The 25,741-nt window shown below is 60.8% G+C and carries 22 protein-coding genes and 3 tRNA genes; 11 read left to right on the plus strand and 14 right to left on the minus strand.

Annotation, left to right across the window (positions count from 1 at the left end):
* Window positions 1-68: 68 nt before the first annotated feature.
* From HED64_RS18115 to HED64_RS18125, 3 genes are all read left to right on the plus strand, one after another.
* A tRNA-Thr gene (locus HED64_RS18115) sits at window positions 69-141 on the plus strand.
* A 102-nt stretch (window positions 142-243) separates the two neighbouring features.
* Complete coding sequence (locus tag HED64_RS18120) at window positions 244-747, plus strand: MepB family protein (RefSeq protein ID WP_168153368.1); 504 nt, start codon at window positions 244-246, stop codon at window positions 745-747.
* Between the two features lie 9 nt (window positions 748-756).
* On the plus strand, window positions 757-1,326 hold the full coding sequence (locus HED64_RS18125; protein WP_168153369.1) for a GNAT family N-acetyltransferase: 570 nt from the start codon (window positions 757-759) through the stop codon (window positions 1,324-1,326).
* A gap of 88 nt (window positions 1,327-1,414) precedes the next feature.
* On the opposite strand, the gene HED64_RS18130 is transcribed toward HED64_RS18125, so the two are convergent.
* From HED64_RS18130 to HED64_RS18155, 6 genes are all read right to left on the minus strand, one after another.
* Window positions 1,415-2,269, minus strand: a complete 855-nt coding sequence (locus tag HED64_RS18130) for an aldo/keto reductase (RefSeq protein WP_425351815.1) — start codon at window positions 2,267-2,269, stop codon at window positions 1,415-1,417.
* A gap of 119 nt (window positions 2,270-2,388) precedes the next feature.
* Window positions 2,389-2,841, minus strand: a complete 453-nt coding sequence (locus HED64_RS18135; protein WP_168153371.1) for a hypothetical protein — start codon at window positions 2,839-2,841, stop codon at window positions 2,389-2,391.
* 91 nt (window positions 2,842-2,932) lie between these two features.
* Entirely contained in the window at window positions 2,933-3,646 is a 714-nt protein-coding gene (locus tag HED64_RS18140; RefSeq protein ID WP_168153372.1) for a proteasome activator, read from the minus strand.
* Window positions 3,647-3,850: 204 nt separating this feature from the next.
* Window positions 3,851-4,060 carry a YbdD/YjiX family protein gene (locus HED64_RS18145; RefSeq protein WP_168153373.1) on the minus strand — a complete coding sequence of 70 codons (210 nt, stop codon included), beginning with the start codon at window positions 4,058-4,060 and terminating at the stop codon, window positions 3,851-3,853.
* 2 nt (window positions 4,061-4,062) lie between these two features.
* Window positions 4,063-6,309, minus strand: coding sequence for a carbon starvation CstA family protein (locus tag HED64_RS18150; protein WP_168153374.1), 2,247 nt, complete (start codon window positions 6,307-6,309; stop codon window positions 4,063-4,065).
* Window positions 6,310-6,430: 121 nt separating this feature from the next.
* Window positions 6,431-7,408: an NAD(P)H-quinone oxidoreductase gene (locus tag HED64_RS18155; protein WP_168153420.1), complete on the minus strand. Its 978-nt coding sequence runs from the start codon at window positions 7,406-7,408 to the stop codon at window positions 6,431-6,433.
* Window positions 7,409-7,608: 200 nt separating this feature from the next.
* On the opposite strand from HED64_RS18155, the gene HED64_RS18160 reads away from it, so the two are divergent.
* Window positions 7,609-7,696: transfer RNA gene (locus tag HED64_RS18160), tRNA-Ser, on the plus strand.
* A gap of 165 nt (window positions 7,697-7,861) precedes the next feature.
* Entirely contained in the window at window positions 7,862-8,644 is a 783-nt protein-coding gene (locus HED64_RS18165; protein ID WP_168153375.1) for a VOC family protein, read from the plus strand.
* An 83-nt stretch (window positions 8,645-8,727) separates the two neighbouring features.
* Here HED64_RS18165 and HED64_RS18170 read toward each other — a convergent pair whose 3' ends face one another.
* A complete protein-coding gene (locus tag HED64_RS18170) occupies window positions 8,728-10,740 on the minus strand; it encodes an FAD/NAD(P)-binding protein (protein ID WP_342590773.1) in 2,013 nt (670 codons plus the stop codon).
* A gap of 83 nt (window positions 10,741-10,823) precedes the next feature.
* Between HED64_RS18170 and HED64_RS18175 the strand changes: the two genes are divergently transcribed.
* Window positions 10,824-13,025: a prolyl oligopeptidase family serine peptidase gene (locus HED64_RS18175; protein WP_168153376.1), complete on the plus strand. Its 2,202-nt coding sequence runs from the start codon at window positions 10,824-10,826 to the stop codon at window positions 13,023-13,025.
* A gap of 37 nt (window positions 13,026-13,062) precedes the next feature.
* Here HED64_RS18175 and HED64_RS18180 read toward each other — a convergent pair whose 3' ends face one another.
* Window positions 13,063-13,455, minus strand: coding sequence for a hypothetical protein (locus tag HED64_RS18180; protein ID WP_168153377.1), 393 nt, complete (start codon window positions 13,453-13,455; stop codon window positions 13,063-13,065).
* 137 nt (window positions 13,456-13,592) lie between these two features.
* Here HED64_RS18180 and HED64_RS18185 point away from each other — a divergent pair.
* Window positions 13,593-13,681: transfer RNA gene (locus HED64_RS18185), tRNA-Ser, on the plus strand.
* A gap of 170 nt (window positions 13,682-13,851) precedes the next feature.
* Here the strand turns inward: HED64_RS18185 and HED64_RS18190 are convergent.
* The 3 genes from HED64_RS18190 to HED64_RS18200 all read right to left on the minus strand — a co-directional run bounded on the left by HED64_RS18190 (window position 13,852) and on the right by HED64_RS18200 (window position 17,625).
* The gene (locus HED64_RS18190) at window positions 13,852-14,841 is read right to left on the minus strand and encodes a hypothetical protein (RefSeq protein WP_168153378.1); all 990 of its coding nucleotides are present in this window, start codon (window positions 14,839-14,841) and stop codon (window positions 13,852-13,854) included.
* A gap of 263 nt (window positions 14,842-15,104) precedes the next feature.
* Window positions 15,105-15,353 carry an SCO4226 family nickel-binding protein gene (locus HED64_RS18195; protein WP_132365203.1) on the minus strand — a complete coding sequence of 83 codons (249 nt, stop codon included), beginning with the start codon at window positions 15,351-15,353 and terminating at the stop codon, window positions 15,105-15,107.
* 136 nt (window positions 15,354-15,489) lie between these two features.
* Window positions 15,490-17,625, minus strand: a complete 2,136-nt coding sequence (locus tag HED64_RS18200) for a RecQ family ATP-dependent DNA helicase (protein ID WP_168153379.1) — start codon at window positions 17,623-17,625, stop codon at window positions 15,490-15,492.
* A 125-nt stretch (window positions 17,626-17,750) separates the two neighbouring features.
* Here HED64_RS18200 and HED64_RS18205 point away from each other — a divergent pair, with 125 nt between their 5' ends.
* From HED64_RS18205 to HED64_RS18220, 4 genes are all read left to right on the plus strand, one after another.
* Window positions 17,751-19,166 carry a phosphomannomutase/phosphoglucomutase gene (locus HED64_RS18205; RefSeq protein ID WP_168153380.1) on the plus strand — a complete coding sequence of 472 codons (1,416 nt, stop codon included), beginning with the start codon at window positions 17,751-17,753 and terminating at the stop codon, window positions 19,164-19,166.
* Entirely contained in the window at window positions 19,163-19,645 is a 483-nt protein-coding gene (locus HED64_RS18210) for a hypothetical protein (protein ID WP_168153381.1), read from the plus strand. The genes HED64_RS18205 and HED64_RS18210 overlap by 4 nt, the downstream gene beginning before the upstream one ends.
* 151 nt (window positions 19,646-19,796) lie before the next feature.
* Window positions 19,797-20,234, plus strand: a complete 438-nt coding sequence (locus HED64_RS18215; RefSeq protein ID WP_168153382.1) for an RrF2 family transcriptional regulator — start codon at window positions 19,797-19,799, stop codon at window positions 20,232-20,234.
* 211 nt (window positions 20,235-20,445) lie between these two features.
* Entirely contained in the window at window positions 20,446-21,627 is a 1,182-nt protein-coding gene (locus HED64_RS18220; protein ID WP_168153383.1) for a globin domain-containing protein, read from the plus strand.
* A 116-nt stretch (window positions 21,628-21,743) separates the two neighbouring features.
* On the opposite strand, the gene HED64_RS18225 is transcribed toward HED64_RS18220, so the two are convergent.
* The 3 genes from HED64_RS18225 to HED64_RS18235 form a co-directional block, all read right to left on the minus strand.
* Window positions 21,744-22,997, minus strand: coding sequence for an alpha/beta fold hydrolase (locus tag HED64_RS18225; protein ID WP_168153384.1), 1,254 nt, complete (start codon window positions 22,995-22,997; stop codon window positions 21,744-21,746).
* Window positions 22,994-23,521, minus strand: coding sequence for a PadR family transcriptional regulator (locus tag HED64_RS18230; RefSeq protein WP_168153385.1), 528 nt, complete (start codon window positions 23,519-23,521; stop codon window positions 22,994-22,996). The genes HED64_RS18225 and HED64_RS18230 overlap by 4 nt, the downstream gene beginning before the upstream one ends.
* A gap of 227 nt (window positions 23,522-23,748) precedes the next feature.
* Complete coding sequence (locus HED64_RS18235) at window positions 23,749-25,578, minus strand: phosphoenolpyruvate carboxykinase (GTP) (RefSeq protein ID WP_168153386.1); 1,830 nt, start codon at window positions 25,576-25,578, stop codon at window positions 23,749-23,751.
* Window positions 25,579-25,741 lie beyond the last annotated feature (163 nt).

Raw genomic sequence — 25,741 nt, forward strand, 5'->3', positions numbered from 1 at the left:
CCCCTCGTTTTGACCGCTGAGGACCCACTCCTATAAAGTGTTCACTTGTGGTGCTTATGCGCCGCGGTGCCTCCTTAGCTCAGTTGGTAGAGCGTTTCACTCGTAATGAAAAGGTCGCCAGTTCGATTCTGGCAGGAGGCTCGTCGAAACGACGTGAGGGTCCGTTACCGCCAAGGTGACGGACCCTTTCGCGTGTCCCCGTCAGCTGGTCCCCATAGTGGGGCAGAACCTCAGGAAATCAACGTGCCGCAGCCAGCATCCTCCGCGTCTCTTTACCCCGCAGAACTGACACACTTCCTGGCGGCCTCCGGCCTTTTGGCCGAACACGAACTCTCCGAGGTTTGTACTGATCCACATCCCCAGGCCGCCGCATACTCCGGGTGTTCCCTTGTACTCACCGAGACAACCGGCAAGCAAACCCGAGCGGTGTTCCGCGCAGCCAAGGTGACTCCCACCAAAGCGGGACTTTTTGTGACACTGTGGATCCGCGGCACAGATGGGCAAACCCGACCCTACCGCGCAACCGACGGCATCGATGTGCTCTATGTGGCGGCACACACCGCAGACGGCTACGGCTACTTCAGGTTCACTGCCGCAGATCTTCTGAAAGCAAAAATCTTGGCCGGTGACGCATCGGCGGGAAAACGCGGATTCCGTCTCTACACACCGTGGGACACATCGCTGAACCGCACAGCGCAGAACACCTGGTCGTGGCAACAACATTGCTTCACGGTCTTGGCGCGTTAGTCTTCTGGGATGAAGAAGCTGTCCCTGCACACGACACGTTTGGAATTAGTCCCGCCCTGCAGCGACGATGTGGAGGCCATTCGCTCCGCCTGTCAGGATCCGGAGATTCAACACTGGGTTCCGATTCCGGTGCCGTACCGGTATGAAGATGCCTTGGAGTACGCGACCGTCCATACGGAACAGACGTGGGAGGCTGGCACCGAATTCACCTGGACCATTCGTTCATCCTCCCAGCTTGCCGGGGTGGTGGGGCTCTATCGAGTCGCCAACTCCTCGGCGGACTTGGGCTTTTGGATGGATCCGGCATTTCGCGGCCGCGGGTTTCTCACCGAGGCGTGTCGTGAAGTTCTCGATTTTGCTTTTGGGCCCGCGCCGCAGGGGCTGGGCCTGGCTCGTGTGGGCTGGAATGCCTACGCGGGAAATATCGGTTCGGCCCGCATCGCGCAAAAGTTGGGGTTCCACTTTGAGGGAACGGCACGGCTGGGCGCTGCTTTACGTGGAGAACTGCGTGATGATTGGGCGGCCGGACTACTGTCCACCGATGATCGCAATGCCCAGAAGTGGCCGATCCTCGATTAACGCGCATAAACGTGTGGGGACCCGTCACCGGATCCCCACACGTTTTATGCCTTCGGCTCCCGCTAGTGCGGGCAGCGACATAGGTACTTTAGGCGAAGTCACTCACGGCCGGATCGGCCGCGATGCGCCCCTCCGCACCCTTATCCAGAGCGTTGATCGCGGCGATGTCCTGCGCATCCAGCGATACACTCTGACCCGCGAAGTTCTCCACGATGCGTGAAGGTGTGACCGACTTCGGGATAACCACGTTGCCCAGAGCCAGGTGCCAGGCGATAACAACCTGCGCAACACTGGCATCGTGCTTTTCGGCGATGGCTACCAAGACGGGATCGCTGAGCAATTCGCTGCCCTGGCCCAGTGGGGACCACGACTCGTGGGCGATGTTCTTGGATGCCTCGAACTCGCGCAGTGCCGTCTGTGGGAAGTACGGGTGGGTTTCGACCTGGTTGATCACCGGCAGGACACCGGTGGCTTCTTCGAGTTCGGCGAGCGCCTCGATGGTGAAGTTGCAGACGCCGATGGACTTCACGCGACCCGACTTCTGCAGCTCGATCAGAGCCTTCCACGTGTCTACGTATTTACCCTGCTTCGGCTGCAGCCAGTGGATCAGGTAGAGGTCAAGGTATTGAAGGCCCAGGCGTTCCATGGACGCGTCAAAGGCTGCCAGCGTTTCTTCAAAGCCCTGATCCGCGTTCCAGACCTTGGTGGTGATGAACATGTCTTCGCGAGCCACATCGGTGGCCGCGATGGCGCGTCCGACGCCTTCCTCGTTGCCGTAGATGCGCGCGGTGTCGATGTGGCGGTATCCGGCGGCAAAGGCCTGCTGGACAACATCGTTGGCGACGTCATTTTCAACCTTCCAGACCCCGTAACCAAGCTGGGGAATGGTGTTGCCGTCGTGGAAAGTGGTCACTGGGGATACAAGGTTCGTCATGTTCCCCATCCTGCCACCATGTATTGAAGGGAATTGGCTCTGCTGAGAATGATCAGCGTTCGGCGAAACCCGGAATATCTGCCGCCACCCATGTCACGGCGTTCTGCTCGGGTGCCAGGAACCTCCCCCTAGTGTTTCGCCAATTCAATCTCGGCGGCACTGATGCCATCGGCGACCAGGTCCGCACGCATGGCAACGTTTTCTAATCCGGCAGAGGCAAAGCCCCAGCGTTCCCCATCTAAGCGGGCCATGGCTGCGACTTGGGCCGTGGTGGCCAAGTCGTTGGCTGCTTTGGAAAGCAACCTGTGCACGGCATACAGCTCGTGGGGAATGTCCGCCCCGGTACTGGGGGATTTCTCCTGGGCACTCACACACACCACGCGCACCCGCGCTTGGAGATCCGCCAGATGATTGGCGATCATGATCAGGGCGTTGTGCAGATCATTGTCCTCGATGCCCTCGAGGATTTGGTGCACCCGATCCAGGGAACGGCCAAACCTGTCGTAGGCACGTCGCCATACCCCGTCACCGAGCTCCTTGGTGTCGCGGCGTGCTTCGCGAGCGGCGGAGAATAATCCCATCTACGTGTTTGCCTTTGTTATAACGATGAGGTCCCCCGGCACTTCTGAGCTACCGAGGAACACGTTGCTGACAGTATTGCCATTTTCCAGTCTAGAGGTACTGCCCAAAGCCGCCATCGCCCTCGGTGGCAGGGCTGGCTGCCTGACGCTCGGGTGGCGCCGGCGCGCCGGGACCACCTTGGGTGATGCGTTCGGGTTCACCCTGCTCATTGATGACAATCCCCGGGGCTACCTGTGTACCCGGGGGAAGCTGACGCATCGCCATGCGCTGGGCCAACTGCTGATTGGCCAGTTGCTGGGCGGCCATGGCTGCCTGCAGCCCGTGGAACACGCCCTCCAGCCATCCCACCAATTGAGCCTGAGCTACCCGCAGCTCGGCCTCCGAGGGCGTCTGGCCATCGGCGAAGGGCAAACGAATGCGGTGTAGCTCTTCGGCAAGTTCAGGGGAGAGCCCCGTTTCCAGCTCGCGGACGGAGCGCTCATGAATGTCCGCCATCCGGGTCCGGGCTTCGGCGTCCAGTGGAGCGGCGCGCACTTCGTCAAGTAGCTGCTTGATCATTCCACCGATGCGCATCAGTTTGGCGGGTTCCCCGATGCCCGTCACTCGCGCGTTGCCCTTGCCAGAAGCATGCGGAGCCTGGTCCTCGGGGGCTGCTTCCCCTGCCTGCTGGGCGGAGCCCGTGGCGGATCCACCGCTCGGGGTGCCCGACTCTGCGGCTACCGGGAATGGCCACGGCGTATCGCCAGATGCAGGAGTGTTCGTTGCAGCGGTCGGATCTGGGATCTGTGCACTGTGCTCGCTCATGGCTCCATCTTGCCATGCGGATCTTCGCCGTGGCCCGAAGATTTCGATGTTGGTCAAACGCCGGGCGCGAACGGCAAGGCCTTCGCCCACCATCGGCCGCTGATGACGGTTTAGACGGCACCCCTACCGACGGCTAAGGCCGATGGCCGGTGGATGCGTTCCACCGGCCATCGGCCCCTTGTCTACCTGTGGCGCCTTAACGCCTTAGCAGCACCGACCCTGCGGGTTCTTTTCCTGCCAGTCGGTGTAGTCGCGCCAGAATTCGCGTTCAGTCATGGGAGTGATGCCCGGATGATCCCGTCCCTGGTGTTCGAGGTACACCCGGTATTTATCGGCACCCAGCACTCCCTCGAGATAACGCACCAGTCCACGTGCCGTGTTTCCCAGCACGGCCAGTGGTCGCGTAGCGCCCATGATCAGTGTCCTCCGCGGACGATCTGGTGCTCCGCAGGGACCTTCTTCCAAGCCTTCTCCAGCTCCTTCTCCGCCGGGGAAGAGACCAACCCACTCGGTGCGTAGATCTTCGAGGGGATTTCCGGATCCTCGGTGTTCTTGCCACCGCCGTTGGGGTAGGCCCGGATGGTGGCGATGATGGCGGAGATGATCACGATCAGCGAAAGCGCCAAGAAGATCACCGAGAGCCAACCCTGAACGCCGGTATTGCGAACCACTGCCTCCATGGCCTCGACGTTCTTGGCGGAACCGAAGCTGGTTTCCCCGCGTTCCAGCGCGCCCTTGTGCGCGTTGTGCTGCGCGAAGTAGCCCACGGCCGGGACGGTGGAGAAGATCTTCAGGAACGATGCGTACACGGTGACCACGGTGGCGAACGCCAGCGGCAGCACAATGATCCACAGGTACTTGAAGTTTCCGCGCTTGGCCACGATGGTCATCACCACGGCCAGGGCGATGGCCGCCAGCAGCTGGTTGGAGATGCCGAAGAGCGGGAAGAAGGTATTGATGCCACCGAGCGGATCGGTGACCCCCAGAATCAGGATGTACCCCCAAGCAGCGACCATGATGGCCGTACATATCCAGGCTCCTGGGCGCCAGGAGGTGTCCTTGAACTTCGGGAAGACGTTGCCAATGGTGTCCTGCAGCATGAAGCGCGCCACCCGGGTTCCGGCATCCACGGCGGTGAGGATAAACAGGGCCTCGAACATGATGGCGAAGTGGTACCAGAAGCTTGCCATAGCGGCTCCGCCGAACCACTGCTGCATGATGTGGGCGATGCCCACCGCGAGGGTCGGGGCACCGCCGGTGCGCGAGACCACCGATTCTTCTCCCACGCTGGCGGCTAGATCGGTGAGCATGCGGGGAGTCAGGTTGACACCCGTCAGGCCCAGCGAGTTCACAAACGCCACGGCGCCTTCCACGGTTCCGCCGGTGGCGGCTGCCGAGGAGTTCATCGCGAAGTAGATGCCACGATCAATGGAGATTGCTGCAACCAAAGCCATGATGGCCACGAAGGATTCCATCAGCATGCCGCCGTAACCCAGGAAGCGGGTCTGCTTCTCTTTTTCCACCATCTTTGGGGTGGTTCCGGAGGCAATCAGCGCGTGGAAGCCGGAGAGCGCTCCACAGGCAATGGTGACAAAGAGGAAGGGGAACAGATGCCCCGCAACCACCGGGCCCTTGTCGGAACCGGCAAATTCGGAGATGGCCGGAACACTGATCTCCGGGCGGACCACGATGATGGCAGCGGCCAGCAGACCAATGACACCGATCTTCATAAAGGTGGAGAGGTAATCACGCGGTGCCAACAGCAGCCATACCGGGAGTACCGCGGCAATGAAACCGTAAATGATAATGAACCAGGCCAGGGTGGTGCGGTCCATGTGGAAGAACTCGGCACCCCATGCGGATTCGGCAACCCAGCGACCGGAGATGATGGCGAACATCAGCAGTACGAAGCCGATGACGGAAATTTCCATAACCTTGCCCGGGCGGATGAAGCGCAGGTAAACACCCATGAAGAGGGCGATCGGGATGGTCAGGCCCACCGAGTAGACGCCCCAGGCGGATTCGCCCAGCGCATTAACCACCACGAGGGCAAGGATAGCGACGATGATAACCATGATGGCCAGCGTTGCGATCAGGGCCGCGGTGCCACCAATGACACCGAGCTCTTCACGAGCCATCTGTCCCAGCGAGCGTCCACCTCGACGCATCGAGAAGAACATGACGAGGTAGTCCTGAACTGCTCCGGCCAGAACTACACCGATGATGATCCAGATGGTTCCCGGGAGGTAGCCCATCTGAGCGGCAAGGATGGGGCCAACCAGCGGACCGGCGCCGGCGATGGCGGCGAAGTGGTGTCCGAAGAGCACCCGGCGGTCCGTGGGCATGAAGTCGCGGCCGTTGTTGTTGTATTCGGCCGGGGTGGCCCGGAAATCGTTGGGCTTGGCGATCTTACGTTCAATGAACTTGGAGTAAAAACGGTAGGCGACCAAATAAGTACAGATCGCAGCGAAGACGAACCAGATGGCATTGATGGTTTCCCCGCGGGAAAATGCCAAAATGGCCCAGGCGACGGCACCGAGCAGCGAAATCGCTGCCCAGAGGACAATCTTTCCCGGTGTCCATTTTCGTTCCTCGGCTTCCGCAACTTGCGGGTCAACGGCTGCCGGTGGAAGCTCTGGAGCCGAAGATTGAGGCTTGCTCATGTTTTCCTCTCACGTGACTAATGCTTGGGTAGATGCGAATGGTCATTGAGTAGGCGCCGCGCATTACGTGCTCCGCGACACCTACTCCTGTGATACACCGTAGTCCGTGGGAAAAACAGTTTCAGTGCTTGACGACGATTTTTCCTGTATGTATCCCCGAATCGAAGTATTCATGCGCCGAACGGGTGTCTGTGAAGGGGAAACGTCGGTCGATCGACAGTTCAAGTGCTCCCGCAGCGAGCAGTGGTAAGGCATGAGACTTCACCGCGGCAACAATTTCGGCTTTCTGCTCCAGTGGCCGTGCTCGCAGCGTGGTGCCAATGACTCTGGCACGCTTGGCCATCAGGGTGCCGAGGTTGAGCTCGCCTGTGGCCCCGCCCTGCAGTCCGATCACCACCAGTCGTCCACCAACGGCCATGGCACGCAGATTCTGTCCGAGGTATTTAGCTCCCACCACATCCAAAATCACATCGACGCCAGCGCCACCGGTCAGCTCGGCAACACGCTCAACGAAGTCTTCCTCGCGGTAATTGATGCCAGCGGTGGCACCCAGCGCCAGACAATGCTCAATTTTTTGTGCGCTTGACGCCGTCACTAGAACCTTGGCGCCGGCGGCGACGGCCAGCTGGATCGCCATGGAACCGATCCCACCGGCTCCGCCGTGCAGGAGCACTGTCTCACCCGGAGCAAGGTTAGCCTCCAGGAAAAGGTTGGAGACTACTGTGCCCGCTACCTCCATGAACCCTGCGGCATCCACCACGTCAACATTCTCGGGGACCTCGAGGACATGCCCGGCAGGGACGCTCACATATTGGGCGTAGCCGCCACCGGATAACAGGGCGCAGACGTTCTGTCCCACGGTGAAGCCAAGTGTTCCCTCCCCCAACGCCTCGATGGTGCCCGAAACCTCAAGCCCGGGAATGTCGCTTGCCCCGGCTGGAGGCGGGTAGACTCCACGGCGCTGCTGTACATCGGCACGGTTTAGCCCAAATGCAGCCACCTTGATCAATACCTCACCGGCGCCGGCCGCCGGTTTGGGCCGATCTACCTCCACCAGCACCTCGGGGCCACCAGCACCCTGATACTCAAAGGCACGCATTGTTGTCATGGGATTCTCCTCACCGTTTTTGGCCATTCTTGCGAGCATTTCGGCTCCCCAACCGTTGTCGTGGGACCCAAAGAACACGCGTTTAACCTTGTTGGGGCCACTCTACCGGCAAGAAATTGTTGCACTAATTTCCTGCTCAGGGGCCCCGTTGTCCTTTTGCACTCTCACTCTGGCGTATACTTTTTTGGTCTGGATGGTTGTCCGAGCGGCCTAAGGAGCTGGTCTTGAAAACCAGTGTGCGGTAACCCCGTACCAAGAGTTCAAATCTCTTACCATCCGCTCAATGAAAGAGGCGGTTCCCGTGTTCACGGGAACCGCCTCTTTGCATTCATGCTCCGGCCATCTTCAGGCACGTTGCTGGCGAGTAGGCTTCCATTCATCAGGGCAGGCAAGTGCCCCGGTTCCCGAACCACGGTACAACTCCACGACAGGAAGCTTTCAACAATGTCTCAGCGCATCAGCACTCCCGCCGGAAGCCCGGTATGGACCGACATCATGACGACCGACATCGAAGCAAGCAAAAAGTTCTACACCGAGCTCTTCGGCTGGGAATTTGAGGAACCGACCTCCGAGGAATACGGCGGATACCTCAGTGCCACGCGGCAGGGGCACCTGGTCGCTGGGCTCTCGCCCTACCAGCCCGAGTTTGGTGGTATTCCCAACATTTGGTCGCTCTACTTGAAGAGCGACGACATCACCGCCACTCAGGCCAGCGTCCAGGGTGCCGGCGGCCAGGTCCTGATACCGCCGATGCACGTGGTGCCCTACGGCCACATGGGCATCTTCCTTGATGGTGGTGGAGCCGCCTTCGGTGTATGGCAGCCGCAAGAGCACCAGGGTTTCGGCGTCGATTCCCAGCACGGGGCCCCCGCATGGCACGAGTTACTTTCCAAGAACTACCTCGCGGCTGTGGAGTTCTACTCCAAGGCCTTTGGGTGGGACACACACGTGATGTCAGATGCCCCGGAATTCAAGTACACAACTTACGGGCAGGGCGACGATGCGCGCGCCGGGCTGATGGATGCCTCGGGGTTCCTGCCGGCCGAGGTCCCCGGGTTCTGGGTGACCTACTGGGGCGTGGATGATGTGGATGCAGCCTGCGCGACGGCTGTGGCCAACGGCGGCACCGTGACCGAGGGCCCGCAGGACTCGGAGTTCGGCCGGGTTGCCGCCATCACCGACTGCTGCGGAGCAGCCCTGAAGCTGGTCGGTGTGCAGCAAAGCTAGCTTCTTCCCTGCCGCGGCGCGGGTGCGGGCGGTACTGCCAGCACCCGCGCCGCGTTGCGGTTTCAGCGCGGCCGGTTCAGCTCTTAGACCTGGCTGAGTCGCAGCAGTTCCCGAGCGGCGTTCTGGGCGTCGCCCAGTGTTCTAGCCGCTCCGTCGAGAGCGGCGCCCGCCTGCGCTGCGATCGCGGTGCCCCATTGAACCGAGGAAAGCTGCAAGCCGAGTACGAAGATTGCACGGTGTGGCACCCCGCGCCCATCAACCATCCGGTACGGCTCGCCCTTTACGTCCAGACCCTGTCCGGGGATCGGTTCGCCCTGGTCGTTATGCATGGTGAATGCTGCGGCCAAGCCGTCATCGATCAGTTGTCGCAAGAGCGGCGAGGCCGTCTGCAGCACACGGTTGGCTGGCATCATGGCTTCAACCAGGGTGCGTCCGGTGCAGGCGGGAGCGTCTACCCACGGTGAAGATACCGTAAACATCCCGGTGGGAGCATCGATCGCGAATTCCGGGTCCGGGCCAATAAATTCCACAATGTTGGCCCTAGCCAACGCCGCGAGTTCCTCGATGCGCTGCACCGGAGGACCCGAGGCGAGGCCCTCGACCAACGGTTCAAACCAACCCTGTACCTCGCCTAATCGCGATTCATCGGAGATGAGCCCCTCGGCAATCATGTCCTTGACGACCATGCGCCCGGCATTCAGCGTGGCGATGGCCATCTTCAGCGGGTTCTTTTCACCCTCGTGCGAAGAAATGGCGTCGTATTCGAGGTACTCCTTGACGGCTACCTGGTAGTCGCTCATCGAGGAAAACCCATTTTGGTCAAAGGGACGCCCGAGCAGCGGAACGTCAAGGAAACCCATCTCCGGAGCATATTTCTCAACAAGCTGCCGGGCGCTCTGGAGCCAGACCTGGGACCCGGCCTGATGTTCGGCGTCGAGAACCTCGGTGAGCGATTTAACGAACTGTTCCGGCTCGACGTTGAACCGTGCGGGATGACGCCGTGCGGCAAAACTGTAATAGGCCAACAACACATCGCGATGCAGCAACGGCCACACGTGGGCGTCAAAGCGCGCGGTGGCTCCGGGGTTCAGCACCCGGGCCTCTGCGATCTTCTGGATAATCAACTCCGCATCCAGATAGCGCAGGGTGACGGATGCTGGAATGAACTCCTCGATGCAGGACTTGGCCCGGTACGGGGTTCCGCGGCGCGATGCGGCGACGATGCGCGGTTCGCGGCCCGAAGGCCAATATTCCAACGCCCGGCCCGGCCCACCATTAACCTCATTGAACTGACCACCGCGCCCCACCGTTAGCGCGGCCATGGCATCAAAGAAATTCAGTCCCAATCCGCGCACCAAGACGGTTTCCCCGGCCGGGATCTTGTCCCACGCAACATCGCCAGGCACGTTGGGGCCCTGGTAGGTTAATCCGGCTTCGGACGCGGCGAGGGCCATGGCCTTTTGCGCCGGGTTCAGGTGTGCAGGAACGTGCCCAACGGCCAAAACAACAGCGTGAGCGTGTAGTGAGAATTGTTCCCCCGACCGTTTGGGGTGCGGATGACCCGCCGCAACGGGGTGGGCGTAGAGCAGGTAGTCGGCATCGCCGCGGTGCAAGGCTGTCACCTCGGCCCGTTCGATACGCACTTCCACCACCGCTTCGTGGCTGCGTAATGCCGACACCGCTGCCTCGAAGACATGGCGCAGGTAGCGACCGTAGAGGGCCCGGGGTGGGTAGGAGCCTCTTTCCATCGCTGCCAGTTCCTCGGCTTCAACGCTGCTCAGCGCCGCTCCGTCACCACCGAGCGCGCGCCACTGGTCGAAGCTCAGTCCCGGATCTTCGGCGTGAGTGCGTTCCGGGGCCACTGTCGGGAACCCGGCCGGGGTATTCATCAGGAAGTGTCGTGACTGCGCCGTGGACCAGACGTGTCCGGCCCCCGGATCATGGACGTCAAAGACCACCACGGTGATCTTGCGTGAGTAATTTTGGGTACGCCGCAATTCGGACTCCAGACGCTCCAAAGTGGAGGTTCCCCGGGGTCCTGCTCCGACAACTGCTATGACGTACGGTTCGCGTCCAGAATTCTGCTTTTCACTCACGGAATCAGCCTAGTCTGCACGGCAGCTGATCGCCGTGCGCTAAGCTCCGAAACACTCCATGTACGCCATGAGAGACTGTGCCCATGAGTTCATCTAATCCTCGTGAATCCGATGCGAACAGCCCCGGCCTGAGCACAACAACAGTCATCAACGCTTCCTCCCCCACCTGGGCATCCGGTGCCCAGATCACCAATGCCCAGGACGGAGACTCGTCCGAGGATCCCTTCCTCTGGCTCGAGGAGCTGGATTCGCAGCGGGCCATGGATTGGGTCGTGGGACAGAATAACCGCACCGAGGCCGAACTTTTCGACAACGATTTTGAGGCCACCCGGGCCGGCATTCTTGAGGTGCTGGATGCCACCGACAGGATCCCCATGGTGACCAAGCGAGGAGAGCACTATTACAACTTCTGGCGCGATTCCCAGCATCCCAAGGGCCTGTGGCGGCGCACCAGCTGGGAGTCCTACCTTGAAAATGACCCCGTGTGGGAAATTCTGCTGGATATTGATGCCTTGGCCGCAGCAGAGAATATCGAGTGGGTCTTTTCTGGGGCACAGATGCTTCGCCCCGCGGCCAACCAACCCTATGAGCGCGCTTTGATCAAGCTGTCCCCCGATGGCGGAGACCAGGTCCGTGTGCGGGAGTTTGACCTGCCCACCTTATCCTTCGTCCCGGGCGGCTTTGATTTGCCGGTGGCCAAAACTAAGGTCTCCTGGGCAGATTCCGACACCTTGTTAGTCGCCACGGACGTCGGTGAAGGATCGCTGACACTTTCGTCGTATGCACGCACCGTCCGCAGACTATCCCGCGGCCAGGATCTTGCGCAGTCCCCAGAGATCTTCGCCATTGACCCCTCCCACGTCTTGGCCTTCGTTTCCCATGATTCAACTCCGGGGTTCGAACGCGATGTCGCCCATGACGTCATCGACTTCTACAACTCCAAAACTTTCCTCCGCCGTCACGACGTGTGGCTACCCATCGAGGTGCCCACCGACGTTGGAGTCTCACTGCACCGCGACTGGGTACTTTTCTCACCGCAGACTCAATGGACACATGAGGGAACCACCCATGTTCCCGGCACACTGCTATTAGCAGACCTTGAAGAGTTCATGGCGGGCACAGCCACCCTGCGAGAGATCTTTGTTCCGAGCGAATCCACGTCTCTGCAATCCATCGATTTCACTGCCAACTACATCCTGCTCAACGTTTTACAGGACGTCGCCTCGCACATCTACATCTGCGATCCGGCGAACGACTTCGCCCTACGCCCCCTGGATATTGGCTCCCCCTTGCATAGCTTCAGCGCTTCGGCCGTCGATGATGAGGCGGCTACGGGCGGGGATGACTTCTGGCTGACGCTCACCGGTTTCCTGACCCCGACGTCTCTGGCCCGCGGAAAGGTCAGCGACAACGACGACGCACCACGAGTCATCAAGAGCGCGCCTTCACGGTTCGACGCCGCTGACTTTGAGGTCTCGCAACATTTTGCCGTTTCCGACGACGGAACCCGCGTCCCCTACTTCCAGATCTCCCCACAAGATTTGCCGCTCGATGGCAAGAACCCGGTGCTCATGAATGGCTATGGCGGATTCCAGACGAGTCTCACCCCCGGATACCTTGGTGCTCTGGGTCCCGGCTGGTTGGTGCGGCGCACTGAAACGGGGCGACGCGGCACTTATGTGGTGGCCAATATTCGTGGTGGTGGCGAGTACGGTCCGCGCTGGCACCGCGCAGCATTGCGCGAGAACCGGCACCGCGCCTATGAAGACTTCGCTGCTATTGCTCGAGACCTCATCTCCCGAGGCGTCACCAGACGCGAGCATCTGGCAGCCACCGGGCGCTCGAACGGCGGACTGCTGATGGGCAACATGATCACCGGCTATCCCGAGCTCTTCGGCGCGGTCTCCTGCGGTGTCCCACTCTTGGACATGCGCAGGTATACCCGTCTGGCAGCGGGGCATTCGTGGATCGCGGAATATGGTGATCCGGAGGTGCCAGAGGACTGGGAATTCGTGAAGACATTTTCGCCCTATCATCGCCTGGATGACGCTCTACCCGAAGGTGTCGATTACCCGGCATCTTTGATTTGGAGTGCCACGAGCGATGACCGGGTTGGTCCGGTCCAGGCTCGCAAGATGGCTGCAAAGATGATGAGCCAGGGCGTGAGGGACGTCCGTTACCACGAGTCCCTCGACGGCGGTCATGCCGGGGCCAGTGACAACAAGGCGTCCGCCACCATGTTGGCCACCAGCTACGAGTTCCTCTGGCGGCACATCAGCTCCTAATCCTGCATCTGCTGCAAGGCACCGGCGAACCTCCGACCTAGCCCGGGGAGGTATCGCCGGTGCGTGCCAGTAGCCGCGGGCTCAGCTCTACAACGTTGGGTAATCGCTGGAGTTTTTCCGCGTTGATCAAGATTCCTGGGTTCTTCAAGATCTCACTGAGGTATGCCCAGTAGCCATGAACGGCTTGCTCAGCGGTTTCATTGCCCCATGGTTCATCCGGTCCCACCACGCTCAAAGCGGTTTCCCGCAGCTCTTCGTGAGTGGTGCTCTCCCAGCTTCCGCTCGTTCCCCAGCCACGATCATCCAGCAGCACGATTCGTTCTCCGTCTGTCAGCACAAGTTCAAGCCGTGCGCTGACAGAAATTTGCTCTTGCGGAGTCGCATTGTCGTCAATATCGGCGCTGGTAACCAGGCTGCTGGCAGTTCTCATGTCCCGAATGCTACCTCTGAGAGGGATAGCAGGCCGTAATAATCCGCGTACTTCCGGGGTTTTTCTTCACCATAGATACGTCGTTTTGTGTGGCGCGCTAGCTTTGGGTAGTCTAGGGGAGCTGGAAACAGCAGAATGGACACGTGCCAGAGCGGCCGAATGGGCTTCACTGCTAATGAAGTGTCGGGGTTAAACTCGACCGGGAGTTCAAATCTCCCCGTGTCCGCTGAAAAACCCCTACTTCGGTAGGGGTTTTTTCGTCTTAATATCCAGTTCACTCGCTTCGATTATTGAGCAGCCACGGAGTGAACAAAAAGGACCGCATGTCCCTGCCCCTGACGGGAGAAGAACACACGGTCGCTTAGCTACGTCGTTCGGCGTTTACTCCGCCAGAGTCTACTTCTCTCCGTCGCCAAAGGCATTGAGCAGGGTGCGCACCATTTCATCGGGCAGGCCGGTATGCCGGGCAACAATGCTGGTGGCCTCATCAAGTTCACCCAGACGCAAATGGTCAAGTAGCTTCGAGCGTTCAGGCTCCCCCAGATCGTTGATGCTGAATTTCACGGCACCATCGGGGCCCTGGCCCTCAAAGCTGAAATCGGCGATGTTGGCTGTTGGTGCCTGCCCGCCACCTAGCGGCGAAGCAACAAGCATCCGAAAGATTTCTTCTTCGGCCAGGCCCGAGTGCTTGGCGATGAGTGACGCGGCACCGTGCAGGTCCTCATCGCGTACCAACGAAAGGAACTGGTCGTATTCGGCTGGAGGAAGGTCTTCACTCGCGAATTCGTGCTCTTCCCCGTCAACCAGGTAGGAAACCTTGAACTGCGTTGAGCTGCGTTCGGCGCTAGAACCAAATTCGTCGGCCCATTCGCTCGGGACCATCCAGGGATCCTCGGACTTCTCTGCTTCTTCCGAGGTCTTGGCAAGGGGCTGGGATAGCACCTGCTCAGCTGGGGCAGAATCGCCTATCGGCAGGGGGATCCCGGCAGCAGCACTTGGTGCTTGCGGCTTTGCCGCTTCCGGTTCCGCCGCCTGATCAGCCTCGCGTTCGGCGGCAAGCTGTTGAGCGATGGTCGGTCCGGTGGTTGGCGCCTTGCGAACCTGCGGGAAGCGTTCCAAGCTTCGCACGGCAATAATGCTGGCCTTGTAGCCTTCACCGGTCATGGCCTTGTAGTTTTGCACCGCGGCCATGAAGTCACCCTGGGCTAGGGACTTGTATACGGCGCGATGGGCATCGGCTGTCAGTCGCGTATTGGCCAGCTCGGCGGATTCTTGGGTGATCGCGGCCGAAACCTCGGCAGAGTTTTTGACACGAAGCTTCTTCAGTCCCAGCCACGCTAGTCCGAGAATGAGCAGCGGGACAAGGACCCAAAGCAGTATTTCCATGTCTCTAGCCTACGGCCACACGGGAGCCAGTGCGGAACTTTCGCACCGATGCGTTGCTTGGATCAAGGCATACCGGGGATCAGCGGCCCTTGTCATTTACCGTGCCAGTGTCTCCGGCACCATTTATGCCAACGGCCAAATTGGGCGCATTGAGTCTTCGGAGCAGAAGGGCCGTGTCGCCACCCATTTTCGGGTCACAACACGGCCCACTTTTCGAAATTTTCGCCACGTCTTTGTGGATTCTGCTGCGAGTTGGAAACGGACTAGACGACCAACGGCACGGCGTAAATTTCATCGGCTAGGTGGCCGGCCCGCTCGTGAACCCGCTGAACGGCCTCGGCAGAGGGACCCTCCGAGAGACAGAAAACCTTCCCGCTCACCGGATCTGCCCATGCCTTTTTGAATTCAACGTTTTCCTCGCCCTGGATGGCAAGATCAGCCGCGTGAGCGGCCGTCAGATCGGCTGCAGATAGTCCCTGCATGTGGTTGTGTACATCCATGAATTCAGCCATTGCTACACTTCCTTGAATTGTGCTGAACGCACTCATGACCCTGCGTTCACCTCATCATAGGAGTTGCAGTGAAGGATGAAAATACTAGGAAAACATCAATAAACCCATGAATAACAATTGCTGCCTCGGTGACGGGTCAGCCAGCTACACCCAACACAAATGGAAGCACTCCGGGGGCACCTGCAACACGCAGGATGCGAGCCACCTCGGTCAACGTCCACCGACTATCTGCCAAGTCATCGAGCAGCAGGATCGGGCCCGGTGCATCCGCCAGCTTCGCGGCCATCTCGGCGGGCACAACAAACTGGTCCCAGACCGCAGCTAAGCGGAAGGCCGAGTTACCACCCGAACCACCGCGCGGACCATGGTCCCGATATTCAAGCTGTCCAAGGTATGGGAGGCGACCGATGGTGGAAATGCCCTGGGCGAAGGACCCCACCAATTGCGGGCGAGTGCGCGAAGGCATGGACACCACGGCGACCGGTCGGGTGGACCACTTCCACTCGCTGAGCACCTTCACACAGGCATCCAACATGGCCGGTGAGATGGGCGCATCAGGCTCATCCGGATTCTCCAGCAAGGCACGCAAACGTCCACCCCACCCAAGGTCGGTCAGGCGGGCCAGCGCGCGGCCGTCCTCGGCCTGGAACTCCGGCTTGATCTTGCCCTTGAGCTGCACCCCAAGCTTTTCCATCCCACCGGGGTACATCCGACGCGCTTCCAGCAGCGCCCCCACGCGCCCCAACGCCGTCTGGGCGGAGTCCTTGGCGACCTGTTGGATTTCGTCGCTGAACCAGACCCCGGCGCAGTTATCGCAGCGCCCACAAGGTGCCGCGGCCGGATCGTCCAGTGCCTTGGACAAGAATTCCATGCGGCAGGTTGTCAGGTGTTCGTAGTCCAGCATGGAGTTCTGCTCCGCGACACGGGCTGCGGCAACCCGGGTGTAGCGCTCGGCATCGTAGTACCACTGGGCATCGGAGCGGATCCAGCCGCCCGAGACCCGTTCCACCGCGCCGTCGACCGCCAATACCTTTAGCAGCAGCTCGAGCGGGGTGCGCTTGATATTGACACGTGATTCGAGCGCAGGTACCGACAGCGGTCCCTGCGTGGCGCCAAGTTCCTGCAGGACTGCATGCGCCTTCTGCTCGTCCGGCATGGAGCTGGTGGCGAAGTAACGCCAGATCTCCCGGTCCTCCGGGCCAGGCAACAGCAGCACGTCGGCGTTGATGCTGCCACGACCGGCACGGCCCACCTGCTGGTAGTACGCCACCGGGGAGCTTGGTGCCCCCACGTGGATGACAAAGCCGAGGTCAGGTTTGTCAAAGCCCATACCCAGTGCGCTGGTGGCCACCAACGCCTTGACCTCATTGTTCTTCAGCGCAATTTCGGCTCGGTGCCGTTCCTCGGTGTCGGTGCGTCCCGAGTACGCGAGCACCTTGTGCCCGGCCTCGGCCAGCAGTCGGGTGATATCTTCAGCCGCCGAGACGGTGAGCGTGTAAATGATGCCCGACCCGTGGAAATCATTGAGGTGCGTGAGCAGCCAGGCAAATTGCGACCGCGGTGAGGGCAGGCGCAGCACACCAAGTCGCAGGGAATCGCGGGCCAGCGCGCCGCGCAGCGTGAAGACATCGGCGCCACCCACGGCCAGCTGTTCGCGCACATCCTGAACCACGCGCTCGTTGGCCGTCGCGGTGGTTGCCAGCACAGGAACGGTGCCCGGCAGCGCGTTGATGAGGTCCTTGATGCGGCGGTAGTCCGGGCGGAAGTCGTGTCCCCAGTCGGAGATGCAATGCGCTTCATCAATCACCAGCAGGCCCATTCGCTCCACCAGAGCCGGCAGCTGGGTGTCTCGGAAGACGGGATTGTTCAACCGTTCCGGGGATACCAACAGCACGTCCAGCTCATCGTTGTCGAGCTTTTGGGCTATGGACGCCCAGTCCAGCGCGTTGGCCGAGTTGATCGCTTCGGCCCGCACCCCGGCCCGTGCCGCGGCAGCAACCTGGTCGCGCATCAGTGCCAAAAGCGGAGAAACAATTAATGTGGGTCCCGCGCCGCGAGCACGCAAGAGCAGCGACGCCACGAAGTACACCGCAGATTTTCCCCAGCCGGTGCGTTGCACCACGAGGGCGCGACGGCCCCCTGCTACCAGGGCCTCAATCGCTTCGAACTGCCCATCATGGAACTCGGCGTCATCCCGCCCCACCAAGGAGCGCAGAATGGAAGTGGCAGCGGAACGCAGGTCCGCATCGATGCTGGGTGTAAAGGCGTCCATGGCCCCAGTATCCCAGTGTCCACCGACAGTTGTGCGCATCCTGCCGCGTCAGGCCCCTATGTAACTACTCACCTTCGCAGTCTCAAATCCCTGCCGTGACGCGCCAACCGGATAAGCTCAACAGTGTGAATGTGGAAATTGATCTTTCTGAGTCCTTCAAGGCCTATGACGTGCGCGGCATCGTCGGGGCCACCATTACCGCCGAGGCAGTAGAGGCCATTGGTGCCGCATTTGTTGACGTGTTGGGCCTGGCCGGCCAAGACGTTCTCATCGGCGGTGACATGCGACCATCTTCACCCGAGTTTTCCGCGGCTTTTGCCCGCGGAGCCGCTTACCGTGGTGCGAACCCGAAGATGCTGGGGCTCATTTCCACCGACGAGCTGTACTTCGCCGCAGGTTCGCTGGATTGTGCCGGCGTGGTGTTTACCGCCAGCCACAACCCAGCGGGCTATAACGGCATCAAGATGTCCAAGGCCGGCGCCGTGCCGGTGTCTTCTGACACCGGGCTTTATCAGATCCGCGACCTGGCTCAGAGTTACCTCGATGAGGGTTTGCCGGTATCCACCGAGGCTCCGGAAGGTACCACCACGCAGCTTGATGTGCTGGCCGACTACGCCGCCTACCTGCGCTCGCTGGTAGACCTATCTGACATTCGCCCGCTGAAGGTGGTTGTTGACGCCGGCAATGGCATGGGTGGGCTCACCACCCCGGCGGTGCTGGGGGATGCGATCTTGCCGGGTCTTCCCCTGGAGATCGTTGATCTGTACTTCGAACTTGATGGCACCTTCCCCAATCACCCGGCTAACCCTCTGGAGCCGGAGAACCTGCGCGATTTGCAGGCTGCCGTCGTCAAGCACGGCGCCGATATTGGTCTGGCCTTTGATGGCGACGCCGATCGCTGTTTCGTGATCGATGAGTTGGGCAACCCCGTTTCCCCCTCCGCCATCACCGCTTTGGTGGCAGTGCGCGAGATCGCTCGCGCCCAGGGGGCCGGAGAACAGACTCCGGTCATCATTCACAACTTGATCACTTCCCGCGCTGTGCCCGAGGCAGTGGTGGCAGCAGGTGGGCGCCCGGTGGTCACCCGCGTGGGGCATTCCTTCATCAAGGCCGTCATGGCCGACGAAGGAGCGGTCTTCGGCGGCGAGCACTCGGCTCACTATTACTTCCGCGACTTCTACAATGCTGACACCGGCATGCTGGCTGCGATGCACGTCTTGGCTGCGCTGGGTCACCAGCAAACCCCGCTGAGCGAATTTGCTGCCGAGTACGAGCCGTATGTCTCCTCGGGCGAAATCAACTCAGAGGTTCAAGACAAAGCCGGCGCCGTTCAGCGCGTGCTGGCCGCCTACGCCAGCGAACCGGTAGACGTAAGCACCATGGACGGCACCACCGTAACAGCCACGGACGGTTCCTTCTGGTTCAACCTTCGCCCATCCAATACCGAACCCTTCCTCCGCTTTAATGGAGAAGCAGTCGACCGTAAGACCATGGAACTCGTCCGTGACGGAGTTCTGAAGATCGTCAGGAGCAACGCATGAGCACCCCAGAAAACAAGATCACCGAACTCGACGCCGCCGCACAGGCGGAGCTGAACAAGGTCCTAGGCACCGCGCTAGGTGTGGCCCGCGAACAGCTCGAAGAGCAGGGCGTATTCCTGCCCTTCGCCATCGCCGTTGAGCCGGCCACCGAGGAAAACGCCGAGCCGGAACTGCGCCTGCTGGCCGTTCAGCCGACCGAGGACCTGGATGACCCGGAAGCCGACATCGATGCCGAAGTCATGATGCAGGACCTGGTCCAGCTACTGAGCGACCAGCGCGATTCCTTCAACGCCGTGGCCTTCGTTTCGGATGTCACCTTGCTTGATGACGGCAAGGATGCCGTCCACGTTTTGGCCGAGCACCGTGATGGGGCTTCGATTGCCATCGTGCAGCCGTACACCGCACCCGATCCGGAAACCGGGATCTGGGAGTTCTCCGAGCCCAGCGCCGAGGGCGGCCAGATTCAAGTCTGGGGCTAGTTTCTTCGCTGGTATTTGGCCCGTGGCCCGGTAACGCAGCACGCGTTTTCGGGCCACAGGTCTTTAATTGGCAATGTTGGCGAGGGGCGAATTCTAGGCGGCTGGGCTTGAGCTCATCTCGCTCGGACCAAACACCTGCGAGAATGGAAGCGTGAAACTCAGCGCCTTTGCCGACGTATGTCTGCGCACCTTGATGTTTCTCGGCTCCCGTCGCGACCAGCAGGTCACCACCAAAGATATCGCCGAGGCGATCGGTGTGCCCTACAACCACGTCGCGAAGGCCATCGTGGAATTACGCAATCGCGGAGCCCTCGATGTGACCCGCGGACGTTATGGTGGTTCACAAATCACCAACGTGGGCTTGGAATTACGAGTAGGCGCACTCATGCGCGATCTGGATGTCCGTGAGGACGTTGTTGAATGCGTTTCCGAGGCAGGGATCCCTTGTCCCTTGCTGGCCACGTGCAAGTTACGTGGTGCTCTGCGCCGGGCCCGCGAGGCGTTCTATGCGGAGTTGGACGCGCTACGTGTCCAAGACCTCACCTCGCAGCAGGGAAGCACGTCATTGCCCTTCCCGCTCTTTCCGTAGTTTCTGAAAGGCGCGTTTCACCTCACAGTCCTGGCGTTCTTGGCTCCGCCCAACGATGACTCCTCCCGGTTTCTAGACGCCCGAGACTCCCCCACGTCTCGGTCACGAAGCCACTCGATTTGCATCCGAGTTCTACTAACGGTAGAAATGAAATATCAATCTTGCATTACAGATGCAAGATAAGAGTCACCCTTCGTCAAGGAGCCACAAGATGCTTTCCGACAAGTCCCGCCCGGTCATCGAAGCCACGCTGCCAATCATTGGCGAGCGGATCTCCCACATCACCCCGAAGTTCTACGACCGGATGTTCGCGGCCCGCCCGGAACTCCTTGACGGACTCTTCTCCCGCTCCAACCAGAAGAACGGCACACAGCAGCAGGCCCTGGCCGGATCCATCGCCGCCTTCGCCACCCACCTGGTCAACAACCCCGGAACCCTCCCCGAGGCAGTGCTCTCCCGCATCGCCCACAAGCACACCTCATTGGGCATCGTTGAGGAACAGTACGCCATCGTCTACGAGCACCTTTTCGCCGCCATCGTCGAGGATCTGGGCGAGGCCGTGACCCCCGAGGTCGCCGAGGCCTGGAGTGAGGTCTACTGGCTCATGGCCGATGCCTTGGTCAAGATCGAAAAGGGTCTCTACAAGCAGCAGGCCAACGACAAGATCTGGACCAACTGGAAGCTTGTGGCCAAGGAAGCCGCCGGGACCGGTTCGGTCACCTTCCGCTTCGTCCCGGCGGATGACACCCCGGTGACGGTGGCTAAGGCCGGCCAGTTCGTCTCGGTGCGGGTCCCGCTGCTGGACGGACTGCGCCAGTGCCGCCAGTACACCCTCAGCGATTCGGTCACCTCCACGACCGAGCGCGTGATCACCACCAAGTTCGACGGCGGCGGCGAGGTCTCCCCGTTCATGCACCAGCACCTGAATGTCGGAGATGTCATTGAGCTCTCCAACCCCTACGGCGATCTGACCATCGACACCACCGGCGCTCCCATCATCTTGGCCACCGCGGGTATTGGCTGCACCCCCAGCGCCTCCGCACTGGCCACCCTGGTAGCCGCAGGCTCGGACCGTCAGGTCCTGGTCCTGCACGCCGAAGCCACCGAGGACGCTTGGGCACTCAAGAAACAGATGCTCGAGTCGGTCGATTCCCTGCCCAACGCCGAGCTGAAGCTGTGGCTCGAGGACATCAACGCGAAGGCCGAAGGCACCGAAGCCACAGAGGGCTACATGTCCCTGGCCAACCTCGATCTGCCGGCAAATGCGCGCCTGTACCTGTGTGGCCCACTGCCGTTCATGCGCGCCGTCCGCTCGCAGGCGATCGATGCGGGAATTCCTGCCACCAACATCCACTACGAGGTCTTCGGCCCCGACCTGTGGCTTGCTGCTTAACGAGGAATCAGAAACCCAAAAAGTGGGCGGCTACCGATGTTCGGTGGCCGCCCACTTTCTTGGGTAAACAGGGTCATATCGGTGCAAGATTTACGACTCATGCGCCTTCACGTTCCCTACTGCTGTGTAGTCTGCTCCTGCAACCGCGGGTGTGCGGTGCCCTTTTCGACCCAGGCGCGCACGGTGGCGTTGAAGAGGATCGGGTCCTCGATGTTCCACTGGTGGTGCATTCCGGCCGCGGTACGGAATTGCGCCTGGGGCAGGGCCTTGGCCAGCGCCGGGAAAGACTTTGCCACCAACTTGGGTTCCTTGCCACCGGCAATCACCAGCGCCGGTCCCTGATAGGCCCCGAGCTTGGAGGGAACGCCACCCGGATCAACCTCGTCCATGATGGCACGCATATTATCCGCCCGCAGTTGGGTGCCATGCTCGGTGAACAGTTCCTTTTCATCGGCGACCATACCGTAGGCGCCGGCCTGGAAGCGCCAATACCACTCACTGCCGAAGAGCCGCAATTGCATGCGGCTCATGGTGCGCATCGAGGCAGAGACCCCGGCCGCCGGCACACCGGAAATGAGCACCGATTCGACGAGTTCGGGGTGCCTGGCCAGAACACGCAGGGCGATGACACCACCCAAGGAAATGCCCACCAAGTGAGCGCCTCCGTTGGACACCTCGTCAGCGATGACCGCTGCAACATCGTCGGCGGCACTATCAAGTCCCGCCCAGTCTTCCTGCGACCTCGCTCCGAACCCTGGAAGGTGCGGGGTGAGAACCTCATAGTCACCAAAGGCGCGAACCTGCGGATCCCAGCTCCAGTTCGCCACGTTTCCACCGTGGAGGAAGACGATCGTTTGCGCTCTTTTTCCGTCCTTGCGGGCACGGGTCGGCGCATGGAATTCGGGGTATCCACCGGGGTCACGTGGAGTCTTGGCCTCAACTGAGGCGCCGACTGTGCCCGTGGCCGGCACGGCTGGGCGGTGGGACGCGGCTGGTGGCTGCGGCTCGGTGGGCCGAGATTGCTTGGGCGATTTAATGGGCCTCGCCTGCTTTTGATGCGGCGAGCGCTTGTCCTTGGCACCAGCACCGCTCTGTGCCGGGCTCTCCTTGACGGGCGCCTGCTGGCCGGGAACCGCCGACGCGTCCTTTTCCCAGCTCTGGCCCACCGCTGCGGGATCCTCGGGGCGATTCTCGGTGTGAGCCTTACTCTCCTTGGGCACCCGCTTCGGATTAGTCACCTTCGGAGCTCGGGCTGGCTTGCCCGACTTCGGGGCTGGAGGCTGGGTATCTGGCTGATCCGGCTCGATCGGGTCAACAAATTCTTCGTCGGTTCCCGCATCGTTGCCGGACATGTTTTCGTTCTGGCTCATGGCAGGTACTCCGCCACGGCATCAAGCCATTCAAGTTCTGCCTCGGCATGGCGGATGCCGTTGTCGAGGGTTGCCGCCATCAGGAAACTGCGGCGGTCAGCTGCTGCTCGCATATCAATATCCTCACGCTGGGAGAGGTAGTCGTCGAGTACTTCTTGTGTTGCACCGCGGCGGGACTGGATCAATTCCAACACCTCTTCGCGGTCCAGTTCCGCGGCGAAAAACACGCGGGCCAGAAAGGGTTCCCGCGGGGTGTGCGCAGTAACGTCACCGCCCAGCCATTCCACCAGCGCTTGGCGCCCGGACTCGGTGATGTGGTGTTCTTGGCGATCCGGGTAGTTGTCCTGGGCGATGGTGGTGACGGTGGCGTGTCCATCCTTCACCAGCTGCGACAGGGTGCGATAGATCTGGGCCTTGTCGGCATTCCAGAAATGATTGATTGACGAGTCGAAGTGCTTCTTCAACTCGTACCCTGTCATCGGTGACAAACTCAAGAGCCCGAGGATCAAACGCGCAAGAATCATGCTTTCATCCTGACACATCCACTAGAGGATTGTTCCAGCAGCCACGCGTTAAACCTCCGACGCGGTCGTGGCCACTCCGCCCTGAACGCTGGTGATGAGGCTGCCCTTTGAAGCAATGTAGGACATAAAGACAGGGCCCCGTCAGCACTTCCTTCGTATTCCCGAATTCGGGTGAAGGTGGTGATGACGGAGCCCTTAAACTGTCTACTGTTAGCGTTGGGAGGCTATTAGGCGCCCAAGCGCTCCTTCAGACCGTCAAGCTCGCCGCGCAGCGATACGGGCAGTGCCTCGCCGAACTTGGCGTACCACTCCTCGATGCTGGCCAGCTCGGTGTCCCATTCGTCCTTGTCCACGGCCACTGCCGCTTCAACCTCGGCTGGGGTCATATCCAGTCCGGTCAGGTCAATCGAATCGCCGGTCGGTACGAAGCCGATCGGGGTCTCCACGGCGTCTGCCTTGCCCTCGATGCGATCGATGGCCCACTTCAGCACGCGGGAGTTGTCCCCGAATCCGGGCCAAGCGAAGCCGCCTTCGGCATTACGTCGGAACCAGTTGACCAAGAAGATCTTGGGCAGGCGTTCCGGGTTGGCCTTGGACTCGATCGAATCCCAGTGGTTGAGGTAGTCACCGGCGTTGTAGCCAATGAACGGAAGCATGGCCATCGGGTCGCGGCGAACCACGCCAACGGCACCGGCTGCTGCTGCAGTGGTTTCCGAGGACAGGGTGGAACCCATGAAGATGCCGTTGGTCCAGCTACGTGCCTGAGTCACCAAAGGAATGGTGGTCTTGCGACGTCCGCCGAAGAGAATCGCGTGGATCTCTACGCCATCCGGGCTGTAGTACTCCTGGGCCAGCATATCGACCTGTGAGATCGGCGTGCAGAAACGCGAGTTCGGGTGTGCGGCGGGGCGGCCCGAATCCGGGGTCCAGTCATTGCCCAACCAGTCGGTCAGGTGTGCCGGAGCTTCATCCGTCATACCTTCCCACCACACGCCACCTTCGTCGGTGAGTGCCACGTTGGTGAAGATCGAGTTGCCCTTGGTGATAGCGCGCATGGCGTTGGGGTTGGTGGACCAGCCGGTACCCGGTGCGACGCCGAAGAGGCCGTATTCCGGGTTAACGCCGCGAAGCTCGCCTTCCTTGCCGATGCGCATCCAGTTAATGTCATCGCCCAGGGTCTCTGCCTTCCAACCATCAATGGTCGGGTCCAAGAGAGCCAGGTTGGTCTTGCCACAGGCCGACGGGAAGGCCGCTGCTACGTTGTAGCTCTTGCCTTCCGGGTTGGTGAGCTTAAGGATGAGCATGTGCTCGGCCAGCCAGCCCTCGTCGCGAGCCATCACCGAGGCGATGCGCAGCGCGTAGCACTTCTTGCCCAGCAATGCGTTTCCGCCGTAGCCCGAGCCGTAGGACCAGATGGAGCGCTCCTCGGGGAAGTGAACAATCCACTTCTCCGCGTTGCACGGCCATGCGACATCTTCCTGGCCATCAGCCAGTGGGGCGCCAACGGAGTGCAGTGCCGGAACGAAGAACGCGTCTTCGGTTTCCATCTTGCGCAACACATCATCGCCAATGCGAGCCATGATGCGCATGGAGGTGACCACGTAGGCGGAGTCAGTAAGCTCCACGCCGTACTGCGGCGCTTCGGCATCAAGCGGACCCATGACAAACGGGATGACGTACATGGTGCGACCACGCATGGCACCGTCGAAGATCCCGGTCAGCATGGACTTCATCTTGACTGGTTCTTCCCAGTTATTGGTGAAGCCTGCATCCTTCTTGTCTTCGGAGCAGATGAAGGTACGCTCCTCAACGCGGGCCACATCTTTGGGGTCCGAGAAGGCAGCGAAGGAATTCGGGAACGTAGGATCCGTGAGCTTCTGCAGCGTGCCGGACTTAACCAGCTCGGCGGTGAGGCGATCATTCTCCTCCTGCGAGCCGTCTACCCAATAGACATGGTCAGGCTTCGTCAGTTCCGCGACTTCCTGCACCCAAGCGGCTAGCTTTGCGTGCGTGGTCGGTGCTGCGTCGATGACCTTCTGGTCCGAGCTCTCGCTCATGTCCATTCCCTCCATTGGGCTGAATTTGCAATATGTCGATGCTACGGGGGCCAAGGTCGCGGCCTCCTGTGATCCAGATCGCCCAATTTCCTCTTTTGTGATTTAGTTTCAACAAAAAGCCCGACTTTTCGGGCTTCGGGCAGGAGTTCACCGAGGCCTTAAG

The sequence above is a fragment of the Paeniglutamicibacter terrestris genome (assembly GCF_012271785.1).
Classification (GTDB): Bacteria; Actinomycetota; Actinomycetes; order Actinomycetales; family Micrococcaceae; genus Paeniglutamicibacter; species Paeniglutamicibacter terrestris.